This is a genomic window from Candidatus Symbiopectobacterium endolongispinus, from assembly GCF_018777385.1.
In the GTDB taxonomy this organism is placed as follows: Bacteria; Pseudomonadota; Gammaproteobacteria; order Enterobacterales; family Enterobacteriaceae; genus Symbiopectobacterium; species Symbiopectobacterium endolongispinus.
Genome location: NZ_JAFJYB010000005.1, coordinates 105,553 through 118,646, shown reverse-complemented (window position 1 = coordinate 118,646; position 13,094 = coordinate 105,553). Strand labels below are relative to the sequence as shown.

Below are 13,094 nucleotides of genomic sequence, written 5' to 3'. Positions count from 1 at the left end.
TTCAAGTCCGATCAGAGCACATCGTCACCATCGTCCAGATGTTCACGGATCAGCGACATAAATTGCGTACCGAATCGCTCCAGTTTACGCTGCCCGACGCCGTTAATCGTCAGCAATTCGCTTGCCGGTGACGGCAAGCGATCGGCCATTTCCAGCAGCGTGGCATCACTGAACACCACATAAGGCGGGATATCGCCCTCATCAGCAATGACTTTGCGTAGTTTGGCAAACAGCTTGCGATCGTAAAGCCCGGTGTACGATTTTTGGTTCGCTTTCGGCTTCAGGTTAACCACGCGAGGTACCGCCAACTGCAAAGGTATCTCACCGCGCAGCACCGGACGGGCCGATTCGATCAGTTGTACCGCTGAGTGCAATGCAATATTTTGCGTGAGGAACCCCAGGTTAATCAGTTGGCGCAGCACGCTGACCCAATGCTCATGCGATTGCTCACGGCCAATGCCGTACACAGGCAGCTTGTTGTGTCCCCATTCGCGAATACGCTGGTTATTAGCCCCGCGCAGCACTTCCACCACATAGCCCAGGCCAAAGCGCTGCCCCACCCGATATACGCAGGAGAGCGCCTTTTGCGCATCCACCAGGCCATCATAGCGCTTAGGTGGATCGAGGCAGATATCACAGTTACCGCAAGGGGCATGCCGCCCTTCACCAAAATAGTTAAGCAACACCAGACGGCGGCAGGTTTGCGCCTCCGCGAACGCCCCCATCGCGTTCAACTTGTGTCGTTCAATTTCTTGCTGCTGGCCCGGCGTTTTTTCCTCAAGGCAGCGGCGCAACCACGCCATGTCAGCCGGATCGTAAAAGAGCGCGGCTTCCGCAGGCAGGCCATCTCGCCCGGCACGCCCGGTCTCCTGATAGTAGGATTCGATCGTGCGTGGGATATCAAAGTGCACCACAAAGCGCACGTTGGGTTTGTTAATACCCATGCCAAAGGCGACGGTGGCTACCACCACTTGCAAATCGTCACGTAGAAACGCTTCCTGTACCTGCGCACGCCGTTCGTTGTCCAAGCCAGCATGATAGGCCGCCACGCTGAGGCCACGATTTTGCAGACGCGCACTGATATCCTCTACCTTCGCCCGGCTGTTGCAATAAATGATGCCGCTTTTACCGCGCTGACCCTGCACAAACATCCACAGTTGATCGAGCGGTTTAAATTTCTCCACCAGCGTATAGCGGATATTGGGCCTGTCGAAGCTGCTCAGGTGAATATGCGGTTCGTGCAGATCGAGCAGGCGCACAATATCACTGCGCGTAGCGTCGTCGGCGGTGGCCGTCAAGGCAACCACTGGCAGCGTGGGGAAACGCTGCTTGATTTGCCCAAGGGCGCGGTATTCCGGGCGGAAATCATGCCCCCACTGGGAGATACAGTGCGCTTCGTCGATGGCAATCAGTGCCGGATTCCACCGAGCAAGCTGGTCAAAGAAGCTGTCCGTGGTTAAACGCTCCGGCGCGATATACAGCAGCTTGATTTCACCGCTGCGACAGCGGGTCATCACGTCCCACTGCTGCTCACGAGTCTGGGTCGAGTTCAGGCAGGCGGCAGTCACGCCGTAGGCAAGAAGCTGATCCACCTGGTCTTTCATCAAAGAGATCAGCGGAGACACCACCAACGTCAGGCCATCCAGCACCAATGCGGGGATCTGGTAGCACAGCGATTTCCCGCCCCCGGTCGGCATGATCACCAGACAATCCTGACCGTTGACCGCAGCCCGAATGACCGCATCCTGACCGGGACGGAATTGCTGATAACCGAACGTATCGCGTAGAACCTGAGCCGCTAACGCTTCCTTATTTAACACTTCCGCCGTAGACACGCGTTCCCCGATCCTCTTTGCATCACATCAGCCCGTGGCCGATAAAATCAAACAGGCGCTATTTTCAGCGCCTGTGATAAAAACTGCAATCTTTTGACCACGAGAATTATTTTTTCTGAAAACGCGCCTCAAAAGATATCGTTCAACATCACACCGACACCGTAACGCGTCTGCCGATGGTTGTAGTCGATCATCGATTCGCCGTAGCCGCTAAACACCTTGGTATAGAAGCGTACATGCCTGGTTATCGGATAGCTCCACCCCAACTCTGCGTTGCCGTAACCGCTGTTCCAGTTGTAATGCCCTGCGACGCTGAAAATACTGTCGCCCCAGACGTAGCCAACACGAACTCGATAATACCCCAGATACTTGGTGATATCCGGGTTGTCATCCTTGCGGTCGGGGATCAGGAACCAGGGTTTAAGATCCACCTTCCAGTTGCCGTTTTGCGCCATCAGGCGCATATAGACGCGATCCCAACTGCGCGAAGTTGGATCTGCCTTGCCGTTAGATTGATGATTCAGCCCCACTTCCACATCGCGCAATGTCCATCCGCCCAAACTGTAATCGGTCGCCCAGCCAAGAAATATCTGTGGTTCATAGTTAGTTTCACGAAACGGTGAGGATTCATCGGCATTCGACATCTGCCACCAGGATTGCTGGGTATAAGAGACTCCCAACAGCGAATTGTCGCCCATGATGCCGCGCCAGATGGGGAAGGCCAGACTCAACTGGAAATTCACTTCATCTTTACGCGCTTCTTTGGCCCAGTCGTAACTGCTGATCGCTTGTTTATTGATGTTGGTGGTGTAGGTATAAAGCAGATATTTGCTTTCGTAAGGATAAAGGATAAAGGATAAAAGGGTTATCATGGTCTTGCAGCAAATTGGCAATAATGCTGCCACGCACTGCGGGCCTGTCGTGTACAACTTGAACTTTTGCTTCTTCTGCCTGAACTTGTGCCGCCAACAAGAGCGCCACTACACCCGCAATTTTGCGCATACGGTATCTCCGACCAACATGAAAGTAAGGAAAAATGATAGACACGCTCGTTATTATTCTAGCTTCATAATCTGTACTTGAATCATCCACTTCCTAGTTATTCATGTTTTTCTCAAAAGAAACAGAAACGCCTCATAAAACAAACAAAAATTTAACGTTAAACTATTCTTATTCTCTGTTCCGATCGTTACTGGGGGCCGCCCGCTATGTCATTACCGCTTGTCCAGCAGGATGACTCGCTTCCCCCTGATGCCATGCTGCCTCAGGAGAGCGTTCGCCAACGCGTCAGCGACATATTTATTTATCAGATGCCCTTCAACCGGGAACTGGGGCTTGAACTGCGTGAGTTTGAAGCCGACCATGCCATTTTGGTGTTTGATCGTCAGGAGCGATTGGTCGGCAATGCGTTGCAAAAAATTCTCCACGGCGGTGTGATCGCCGCCGGGCTGGCCTGGGTTGGCAGCGCGCTGTTACGGCACCACAGTATCAGCGTTCAGGAATTTCACCAGCGACTGGCACGCATGGGCACCATTGATCTGCGCGTGGACTATCTGCGCCCGGGCCGCGGCGAGCACTTTACCCTGACCAGCACGCTGCTGCGTGGCGGCAATAAAATCGCCGTGGCGCGCGCCTATTTGCACAACGAGGCACAGGTGCATATAGCCACCGCCACGGCCACCTATATCGTCGGATAACGCCGAATTATTCGCACAGTAACGATATAAAAGGCTGAATAATCCTATTTTACAAAAACGAAGCACCAAAACGGGAAGGAAAGATGAAAGTCACTGCGGTTTCGCGTACAGTACTCCCTCTTCAGTCCGTTGAGTAAGCCTTCCACATGAATGAACAGCAATCACGCCAGGGTGTGTTATTCGCTCTTGGTGCCTATTTCATTTGGGGCATCGCACCCGTCTACTTCAAGCTGATTAGCGCAGTGCCTGCCACAAAAATTCTTACGCACCGGATTATCTGGTCGTTTCTCTTCATGCTAGTTTTGGTGAGCATCAGCCGCAAATGGCGTCAGGTACAACACGTCATGGGATCACCCAAAACGCTGCTGATGCTGGCACTGACCGCCGTGCTGGTGGGCGGCAACTGGCTGCTCTACATTTGGGCTGTAAACCATAATCACATTCTGGAAGCCAGCCTGGGCTATTTTATCAATCCACTGGTTAACGTGATGCTGGGAATGATTTTTCTCGGTGAGCGCTTCCGCCGCCTGCAATGGTGCGCGGTACTGTTGGCGTTCAGCGGCGTGTTGATTCAGCTATGGCAGTTTGGCTCCGTGCCGGTGATTGCTCTGGCGCTGGCCTTTAGTTTTGCGATCTATGGCCTGTTGCGTAAGAAACTCGGCGTAGACGACCAGACCGGCATGCTGATTGAAACCCTGTGGTTGCTGCCTGCGGCAATTATCTATTTGTTTTTTATCGCCGATACACCGAGCAGCCACCTTGGCAATAACAGTGCGACGCTCAATCTGCTGTTGGTCAGCGCAGGCATCGTGACCACCGTGCCGCTGATGTTTATCATCGCTGTCACGCTCTATGGCGAACCGCTCGGCAGCGACAAAATGGTGGCATTTGGCTTTATCTGGGCGGCGCTGGCGCTGTTTATCATCGATGCCCTCATCGCCCAGCGGAAATTACGTCGCGTTCAGCGCCGTGTGGCGTGAGATGTGGCGTGACAACACCGGGCTAAACAGCAGCGTCGAAAACAGCCTCAGGGTTTGCATTGCAATCACAAAAGCCATGTCAACGTTACTGCCCGCTGCAATGACCGCAATGGAGTCCAGCCCACCAAGGCTGGTCGCCAGATAGGCGGTAAGAATATCCACCGACAGCAACAGCGTTACCTCGTAAGCCATCCATCCACACAGTACCATCAGGCCGACGATAGAGGCCATCATCTGTGGCAAGGTGCGGATGGCCAGCAGAAAAATCGGGCGAGTAAAGCTTAAGCCCACACTCCAACCGATAAATGCATAGGCCAATGACAGTATCCACTCCGGCGTTTGCAGCGTCAGCGTACCCGTCGAGTGTAGCGCGGCACCGAGGATCATCGGCCCCAGCAGTGCGCCGGACGGCAGGCGCAGCCAGCGCCCCAACAGCACGCGCAGGTATTGCATAAACGCCACCAGACGCACGTCGGCACCAAATTCGCTCGACATAGCAACCATGGCCGAGGCACCGCCGGGTGATGCGCCCCAGGCCCCAGTGGTGCCGGGCAAGGCGCTGAACTTGACCAGTAACCAGCCAGAAAAGCCGCTGGCGGCAAGGGTTGCCACCAAAATGCCCAACACTAACGGCCATTCTTGCAACAGCGGGCTCAAGATAGAGAGGGAAAGGCTCTGCGCCACCAGACAGCCAAGGATGGCATTAGCGGCCCAAAAATACGCAGGAGGCATACGGATCGTCGCCCCTTTCAACCCCACGGCGACGCCGACCATCATCGGCCCTAACAGAAACGCGGCCGGAACATGTAACCACTGCAATACCAACCCCAGCAGCAGAGAAGCAACCAACAGCACTCCCCACTGCGCCAAGGGCGAAACCCTTCCCATAGCGACAACCTGATATGACAATACCTGTAGAGGTTTCATTCTAAACAGAAGGGAGGGCTAATGAATATGGAAATGATCGTAGAAGCCAAAAATGAGCGCGTTCCCGGCTTACGCCGGGAAGCATAGCACTATGGTTACAGCCAGTTTTTGCGCTTGAAGTAGAGATACGGAGCCAATCCTGCCAGGATCATCAGCACGATAGCCACCGGGTAACCAAACGACCAGTGCAGTTCCGGCATAAACTCAAAGTTCATCCCATAGCTGGACGCCACCAGCGTCGGCGGCAGAAACACCACGGAAACCACCGAGAAGATCTTGATAATGCGGCTCTGCTCGATATTGATAAAGCCCATCGCCGCCTGCATCAGGAAGTTAACCTTCTGAAACAGAGATTCATTGTGCGGCAACAGGGATTCGATATCGCGCAGGATCTCGCGCGCCTGTTCCAGTTGCCCGCTCGGCAGGCGCGCGCGACGTACCAGAAAATTCAACGCACGTTGGGTATCCATCAAACACAGGCGTACCTTCCAACCCACGTCTTCCAATTCCGCCAGCGTCGAGAGCGCTTCGTCGTACTCTTCGCCCTGACGCCCTTCCATGATCACGCGACTGAGCGATTCCAGATCACTATAGATGTTTTCGATTTCATCGGCCAGCTGTTCAATCTTGGGTTCAAACAGATCGAGCAACAGTTCGTAGGCGTTACCGTCTACCAGCGTCTGGTTGCGCGCGCATCCGGTACAGACGAAAGGCCGGTAACTCGCGCTCACACAGCGTGTACAAACGCCCGTCGCGAATAGTGAATGCCACGGTGGAGTTTCCAGCGTGATCGTCCGCGTCTTCGAAGAAGAAAAAGGAGTGGATATGCAGGCCGTCTTCGTCTTCGAAGAAACGAGCCGATGCTTCGATATCTTCCAGTTCAGGGCGCGTTGCCAGGCTCTGCCCCAACCGGTTTTGCACCAGCTCACGCTCTTCATCTTCAGGCTCGGCCAAATCCACCCACACGGAGGCGGCAATATCATCGGTGTCGTCCAGTTCCAGACGGGATAAACGGCAGTTATCCAGTTTAAATGCGCTCAGCATAGGCCATGTGCTCCTAGTGCGATAACAGAGAAAGACGGACGCGTTGAAGCACAGAAACGGTGATGACAGGGCACCAACAGGTTTCGAACCGACGGTGCTGACTCAATTTGATGACGGAGGGATACAACATCACCGATAACCACCAGGGCTACCGATATAACAGCGGGAAGCCTTAGAAATGGTTAGTAATCAATTGATTAATGAGCCAGTATCGACTAGGTGTGTCCAAGGCGGGGCCCTCCGGGAATAATGATGGGCGCATGTTACGCCGAGATGAAAAAGCCCGTCAACTTTTAAACTGTGACAGTTAAAAGATGCCCGAATTGTTCAATTCTGCCTCGAACGATAAGCACATTCGGCGAAGGTGACTTTCCCACGCCGCCTCCATGCCGTTTAGTACTAATCGTCAGGCAGATAGGCAATCGCCCGAACCGGAAAGCCCGGCACACCGGCAAAATTGGGAAAGCTGACCTGAAGATACGCCCCGACAGCAGGCACCTGATCCAGGTTGTTCATCACCTCGACCTGCCAGGCATCGCGATCGAGCACATAGAATTCGCCAATCAGCCCATTGTTGCGACGAAAATCCACGGCGGCATCAGTGTCCAGTGTTTCATGGCCGACGGCAGCAATCTGGCGCTGTTCAAACAAAAAGCGCAATGCCTCTATGGACAAACCCGGCGTATGGCTATTGCCTTCGGCATCGTTGTTGGCAAAGGCCTGCGCATCCGGCCAGCGCTTGCTCCAACCGCTGGCGAACGCCACAAAGCAACCAGATGGGATCTGACCGTATTGTTGCTCGAAATCCACAATGTCCTGCACGCCGAGACGATAGTCGGCATCCTGTGCCACCGCCTCCTGCTTGTGGATCACGCGCAACGGCAGCAACAATGCCTTGTTGGCAAGACCATCCAGACAGCGTTTGCCCAGAGAAAAATGCGCAGGGGCATCAATGTGCGTACCCGTCTGGGTTACAAAGGTGAGCTGTTGGGCAAAAAAGCCGTCCTGCTCAACCGTATACAGCGTGTTACGCTGCACGCCGGGAAACGCGCTAAAGATCGGGATTGATTCTGTTACGCTGTGCGTCAGGTCTACCCATTTCTTGCCACGCAGGGCAGTGATTATCTCGTCTAACGTCATCCCGGTTGCTCTCCTTTTCTGTCAAACGCGACAGTGTTGATGCCTGCGCTATACCGTCTCCAACCGCGCATAGGCGGCGACCAGCCACTTGATACCTTGTCCCTGGAAAGCAACCTGTAAACGGCAATGCTCACCGCTGCCTTCCAGATTGATGATGGTCCCTTCGCCAAATTTGTCATGGCGCACCCGCTGGCCCAAGGCATAGCCGCTGTCACTTTGGCTCACTGGCGTACCCAAGCGCTGGTGATTGACTGGACGAGACACGCTGGCACGCAGGCGCACTTCCTCCACGCACTCGACAGGCAGTTCACCAACAAAACGCGATGGGCGATGATAGGTTTCCTTGCCGTACAACCGCCGGCTTTCGGCATAGGTCAGGGTGAGCTTCTGCATGGCGCGCGTCACGCCGACATAGGCCAGACGGCGCTCTTCTTCGAGACGCCCGCCCTCATCCAGCGACATCTGGCTCGGGAACATGCCCTCTTCCATGCCAACGATAAACACCTGAGGAAACTCCAGCCCTTTAGCGGAGTGCAGCGTCATCAGTTGCACCGCATCCTGATAAGCATCGGTCTGCCCTTCCCCCGCTTCCAATGCCGCGTGAGAGAGAAACGCCTGCAACGGCATCAGGTCCATGTCTTCTTCCTGATAGCTGAACTGGCGCGTTGCCGTCACCAGTTCTTCCAGGTTTTCTACCCGTGCTTGCCCTTTCTCGCTGTTTTCCTGCTCATACATCTGCCACAGGCCGGAATCTTTGATAGCGCGGTCGGTTTGCACGTGCAGCGGCAAATCGGCGGTTTCATAGGCCAGTGCTTCCACCAACTCGAGGAAGCGCTGCAACGCCGAAGCAGCTCGCCCTGCCAGCGCTTTTTCCTGCAACAGCACGCGGCTGGATTGCCACAGCGTCACCTGTCGATCGCGCGCGGTTTGACGCACCACATCCAAGGTGCGATCGCCAATACCGCGCGTTGGGGTATTCACCACGCGCTCAAAGGCAGCATCATCATTGCGGTTGGCAATCAGGCGCAAATAGGCGAGCGCATCTTTAATTTCCTGACGTTCGAAGAAGCGCATGCCTCCATAAATCCGGTACGGCATGTTCTGTTGTAGCAAGGCCTCTTCCAGCACGCGTGATTGGGCGTTGCTGCGATACAGGATGGCGTTTTCCTTGAGTGCACCACCATTTTCCTGCCACACCTTGATGCGATTAACCACAAAACGGGCTTCATCCAGCTCGTTAAACGCGCAGTACAAGGAGATCGGGTCCCCCTGCGCATCTTCCGTCCACAGGTTTTTACCCAACCGCCCGCCGTTGTGTGCAATCAGCGCATTAGCCGCAGTAAGAATATTGCCGGTGGAGCGATAGTTCTGCTCCAGACGAATGGTTTCGGCTTTGGGGAAGTCATTTAAAAACAGCTGGATGTTTTCCACCTGCGCCCCGCGCCAGCCATAAATTGACTGATCGTCATCACCGACGATCATCACGCTGGCGGTGTCTCCCGCCAGCATGCGGATCCAGGCGTACTGAATACGGTTTGTATCCTGAAATTCGTCCACCAGAATATTGGTGAAGCGCTCGCGGTAGTGACTGAGAATATGGGGTTTATTCAGCCACAGTTCGTGAGCGCGCAGCAGGAGTTCGGCAAAATCGACCAGTCCGGCGCGATCGCACGCTTCCTGATAGGCCTGATATACCTTGAGCCATGTTTGCTCAACGGGATTGCCATAGCTTTCGATATGCTGTGGGCGCAGACCTTCGTCTTTCTTGCCATTGATGTACCACATCGCCTGGCGCGCCGGCCACTGTTTGTCATCCAGATTCAGCGCCCGAATCAGGCGCTTGAGCAGACGCAGTTGATCTTCACTGTCCAGAATCTGAAAATCCTGCGGCAAACCGGCATCAAGATGGTGAGCGCGCATCAGGCGGTGCGCCAGACCGTGGAAAGTGCCGATCCACATGCCGCCCTGACTGGTGCCGATCAAATGCTCGATACGGTGGCGCATCTCCGCCGCCGCCTTGTTGGTAAACGTCACCGCCATGATGGAATAGGGTGAGCACTGCTCAACGGACGTCAACCAGGCGATACGATGCACCAGCACCCGCGTTTTGCCGCTTCCGGCGCCCGCCAGTACAAGAAGATTTCCACGCGGCGCGGCAACCACATCGCGCTGTTTATTGTTCAGGCCATCAAGAAGTTTAGAAACGTCCATCGGTACAGTTATCCGTTAACAGACAAGCAGTAACCCCAGTGGCACTTACTTCACTGGTGATTTATACAGCTAAATTAGCAGAATTATAGCAGCGTTGTGAGCAATGCCAACCGTGAAATTTCCACATGCGGCAATAGCCGCGCATCGTCAATCTTCATCAGGTTGCCTTCATGCAGGTTAATCCAGCACGCTTGCAAGCCATTACGCACCGCACCGGCCACGTCGGTGGTCAAGTCGTCACCCACGTGCAGAATCTGCCCCGGAGCCACGCCCAGCGCCTGCGCTGCCCGATGGTACATATCACCAAAGGGTTTGGCGCTACCGTCCGGCCCCGCGCGCAAGATAAACCGAAAGTAGCGATCCAGCCCGAAGCGGCTGGGATCGGCATTGCCATTGGTGATAGCCACCAGCGGCCAACGCTGGGACAAGGCGTGCAACGTATCATGGGTTTCTTGCGTCGGGGTAATCTGGCTGCGCCAGTGAGCAAAGTGCGCCATCGCCTGCGCTGCACCTTGGCTCGCCGTCACCGCATCCAGCCCCGCCTCCAACAACAATTGCGCGACTGCCCGCCGACGCCACTCGGTGACATCATGGTATATCTCCGGCTCCTGTTCACGCAGCGCTTCGCGAATACGCTGTAAATCGCTGGACTGCACCGCGCTCAGAGCAGGGTGAAAGGCTTGCAGAAAGCGCACCGATTCCAGTTGGGTGCGCTGAATTACTTCACGGTTATCGTACAGCGTATCGTCTAAATCAAACGTCATGGCGGCTATCGGTGCCAGTGGACGGTAAAAATGCATCATGTCTTCCCTCGTTTGGCACGCGGATGTGCGGCATCGTACACCGTCGCCAAATGCTGAAAATCCAAATGGGTATAAATTTGCGTGGTAGAAAGATTGGCATGCCCCAGCAGTTCCTGCACCGCGCAGGTCACCGCTTGATTCCAACATATGGGTGGCAAAAGAGTGGCGTAGTTTATGCGGATGGACGTGGCTGTTCAGCCCCTGCTTGATCCCCCACTCGGTAAAGCGCTTTTGCACGTTGCGCATCGAAATGCGCTTGCCCTGTCGGGTAATGAAGATGGCATCATCCTCCGGGCCAAACAGCTCACGGCGTTCCAGCCACTCACGCAGCCAGTGCACGGCGGTGCGCCCCAGCGGCAGCTTGCGCTCTTTGCTACCCTTTCCCACGACCCACACTTCGCCGCCGTCCAAATCGACATGACGGCACTCCATACTGACCATTTCCGCCAAACGTAAGCCAGCGCCGTACATCACTTCCAGCATGGCGCGATCACGTACCGCAAGCGGATCGTTGAGATCGATCTCCAGCAGGCGATTTATTTCATCCACATCCATGTTTTTCGGCAGATGTCGGCCCGCTTTGGGCGCAGAAATACCGCGCGCCGGGTTGGCGGTTAACACCCCTTGCGCCACCTGCCAATCAAGAAAACTGTGCAGTGCCGAAAGGCGCAGCGCCAGACTTGCCGCTTGCAACCCACCGCGTTTGCTGCGCGCAGCCACTGATCTCACCCCCGCCGCATCCAACGTGTGCCAGTCGGTGATGCCCATTTCATCCAGCATGGCGGCAATGGCACCTAGTTGACGGCAGTAATTTTCCTGCGTCAGCGGGCTGAGTTGGCGTTCCGCTTTCAAATAACGTAAAAACGCTGCGACCGAGGTCAACAATGGTGAAGGCAGCGCGGCGTCGCTCATGCCCGTTCAACCCAACGCGCCAGCATATCCGGCAGCAGGTTGGCCAGGTGTTGCAACAGCACGGTACCCATGCCGTCTTGATAGTGATGACTGTCACGGCTACTGAAAATCACCAGGCCCAGCGAGTCGTTTTTTCCCAACAGCGACAGCGCTACGGAGCCCACCTGCCGCGCCTGCGGTAGCAGTAATAGCAGTTCCGGCCCGTTAAGGCTGCCAAGATAGTGGTTACTGTCACGCAAACGCTGTATGCGCAGCGGTTCAAACAACGAACGCGACAGCGCCAAATGGGTAAAGCGCGAAGGCGCGCTGATACGCCATTTATCACTGAACAGGCGAATATCCGCGCCAACCAACCCTTGTTGGCGTGCCCAGCGCTGTAGGCGTTCAAGCAAGTCATGCAGCCCGGTAGCCGCTGACAAATCAGTCTGTAACGCCAGCAGACGACGGAACAACACTTCGTTGCCGCGCGCCTGCTCCATCAGCAAGGTGATCTCTTCTTCCAACTGCGCAATGTGGTGCCGCTGGCGCGCTAACTGCCATTCAACCAGCGAGACCGTCCCCCGCACCGGGTGCGGAATGTGCATCTGCTCGACCTGCCGCGCATTGCGAATAAAGAAATCAGGGTTCTGTTGCAGGAACTGCAAAATCAGTTCGTCACTCAGTGCGCTCTGGCGTTCTGCCTGTTCCTCGACCTGCTTCATAAATGAATAAATCCATCATAGACATGGGTGGCAGGACCGGTCATATAAAGCGGATGCCAGACCCCTTTCCAATGGATATCAAGATCGCCCCCCGGTAACGAGACGCGAACTTCATCCGCCAATAGTCCTTGCTGAATGCCCACCGCCACGGCGGCACAGGCACCGCTGCCACAAGCCTGCGTTTCGCCTTCGCCCGCGCCACGCTCGTAGACCCGCAGGCGTATGTGGCTACTGTCAACAATCTGCATAAACCCGACGTTGACGCGCTCAGGAAAACGCTCGTGGCTTTCCAGCACCGGGCCAAGGGTTTCCACATTGGCCGTATCAACATCGTCAACCTGAATCACACAGTGAGGGTTACCCATTGAAACCACACCGCACAACACCGTATTATAGCTGGCGCGCAGGATATAGGTCTTTTCCGCCTTGGCGGCCCGAAACGGCACGCGCTGCGGTTCAAAATCCGGCTCGCCCATGTTCACCCGCACCAGTTCATCATCTGTGACGCTGAGCACCATGCGCCCGGTATGAGTACTCACCGCAATATCGCGTTTGTTGGTCAGCCCTTTGATACGCACGAAACGGGCGAAACAGCGCGCGCCGTTACCGCACTGGGCCACTTCACTGCCGTCCGCATTGAAAATACGGTAGTGAAAATCCAGCTCAGGATCGTAAGGCGGCTCGACCACCAGCAATTGATCAAACCCTACCCCGCGTTGGCGATCCGACAAACGGCGAATCAGCTCCGGCGAAAAATAGACATTTTGTGTAACGGCGTCGACAACCATAAAATCATTGCCCAAACCGTGCATTTTAGCGAACTGCATTATACTGACTCCGCTCA

The 13,094-nt window shown here is 55.2% G+C and carries 8 protein-coding genes and 4 pseudogenes; 2 read left to right on the top strand and 10 right to left on the bottom strand.

From position 1 onward, the window contains the following. Window positions 1–11: 11 nt before the first annotated feature. Together recQ and pldA are read right to left on the bottom strand one after the other, a co-directional pair. Complete coding sequence (gene recQ, locus JZM30_RS19405; RefSeq protein WP_252320765.1) at window positions 12–1,835, bottom strand: ATP-dependent DNA helicase RecQ; 1,824 nt, start codon at window positions 1,833–1,835, stop codon at window positions 12–14. A 128-nt stretch (window positions 1,836–1,963) separates the two neighbouring features. Further along, window positions 1,964–2,837 (bottom strand): annotated as a pseudogene (gene pldA, locus JZM30_RS19400) (phospholipase A). 206 nt (window positions 2,838–3,043) lie between these two features. On the opposite strand from pldA, the gene JZM30_RS19395 reads away from it, so the two are divergent. Next, a complete protein-coding gene (locus JZM30_RS19395; RefSeq protein ID WP_438801526.1) occupies window positions 3,044–3,532 on the top strand; it encodes a thioesterase family protein in 489 nt (162 codons plus the stop codon). 146 nt (window positions 3,533–3,678) lie between these two features. Next, entirely contained in the window at window positions 3,679–4,512 is an 834-nt protein-coding gene (gene rarD, locus JZM30_RS19390) for an EamA family transporter RarD (protein WP_252320763.1), read from the top strand. Here rarD and JZM30_RS19385 read toward each other — a convergent pair. The 8 genes and pseudogenes from JZM30_RS19385 to dapF form a co-directional block, all read right to left on the bottom strand. After that, window positions 4,483–5,400 carry an AbrB family transcriptional regulator gene (locus JZM30_RS19385; RefSeq protein WP_252320761.1) on the bottom strand — a complete coding sequence of 306 codons (918 nt, stop codon included), beginning with the start codon at window positions 5,398–5,400 and terminating at the stop codon, window positions 4,483–4,485. The two genes, rarD and JZM30_RS19385, sit on opposite strands and share 30 nt — an antisense overlap. A gap of 134 nt (window positions 5,401–5,534) precedes the next feature. Then, window positions 5,535–6,483 (bottom strand): annotated as a pseudogene (gene corA / locus JZM30_RS19380) (magnesium/cobalt transporter CorA). Window positions 6,484–6,882: 399 nt separating this feature from the next. Continuing rightward, a complete protein-coding gene (locus tag JZM30_RS19375; RefSeq protein ID WP_252320759.1) occupies window positions 6,883–7,623 on the bottom strand; it encodes a cyclase family protein in 741 nt (246 codons plus the stop codon). Window positions 7,624–7,671: 48 nt separating this feature from the next. Beyond that, complete coding sequence (gene uvrD / locus JZM30_RS19370; RefSeq protein WP_252320757.1) at window positions 7,672–9,834, bottom strand: DNA helicase II; 2,163 nt, start codon at window positions 9,832–9,834, stop codon at window positions 7,672–7,674. Window positions 9,835–9,917: 83 nt separating this feature from the next. Beyond that, window positions 9,918–10,622 (bottom strand): annotated as a pseudogene (gene yigB / locus JZM30_RS19365) (5-amino-6-(5-phospho-D-ribitylamino)uracil phosphatase YigB); the annotation flags it as partial. Between the two features lie 11 nt (window positions 10,623–10,633). Beyond that, window positions 10,634–11,549: pseudogene (gene xerC, locus JZM30_RS19360) on the bottom strand (tyrosine recombinase XerC). Continuing rightward, window positions 11,546–12,250, bottom strand: a complete 705-nt coding sequence (locus tag JZM30_RS19355) for a DUF484 domain-containing protein (protein WP_252320755.1) — start codon at window positions 12,248–12,250, stop codon at window positions 11,546–11,548. The pseudogene xerC and the gene JZM30_RS19355 overlap by 4 nt, the downstream one beginning before the upstream one ends. Beyond that, on the bottom strand, window positions 12,247–13,077 hold the full coding sequence (dapF, locus tag JZM30_RS19350) for a diaminopimelate epimerase (RefSeq protein ID WP_252320753.1): 831 nt from the start codon (window positions 13,075–13,077) through the stop codon (window positions 12,247–12,249). The genes JZM30_RS19355 and dapF overlap by 4 nt, the downstream gene beginning before the upstream one ends. Window positions 13,078–13,094 lie beyond the last annotated feature (17 nt).

Excerpts from the sequence above, each read along its gene's own strand:
- uvrD (WP_252320757.1), bottom strand. The coding sequence starts at position 9,834 with ATGGACGTTTCTAAACTTCTTGATGGCCTGAACAATAAACAGCGCGAT.
- JZM30_RS19375 (WP_252320759.1), bottom strand. The coding sequence starts at position 7,623 with ATGACGTTAGACGAGATAATCACTGCCCTGCGTGGCAAGAAATGGGTA.
- rarD (WP_252320763.1), top strand. The coding sequence starts at position 3,679 with ATGAATGAACAGCAATCACGCCAGGGTGTGTTATTCGCTCTTGGTGCC.
- JZM30_RS19385 (WP_252320761.1), bottom strand. The coding sequence starts at position 5,400 with ATGGGAAGGGTTTCGCCCTTGGCGCAGTGGGGAGTGCTGTTGGTTGCT.
- JZM30_RS19355 (WP_252320755.1), bottom strand. The coding sequence starts at position 12,250 with ATGAAGCAGGTCGAGGAACAGGCAGAACGCCAGAGCGCACTGAGTGAC.
- dapF (WP_252320753.1), bottom strand. The coding sequence starts at position 13,077 with ATGCAGTTCGCTAAAATGCACGGTTTGGGCAATGATTTTATGGTTGTC.
- JZM30_RS19395 (WP_438801526.1), top strand. The coding sequence starts at position 3,044 with ATGTCATTACCGCTTGTCCAGCAGGATGACTCGCTTCCCCCTGATGCC.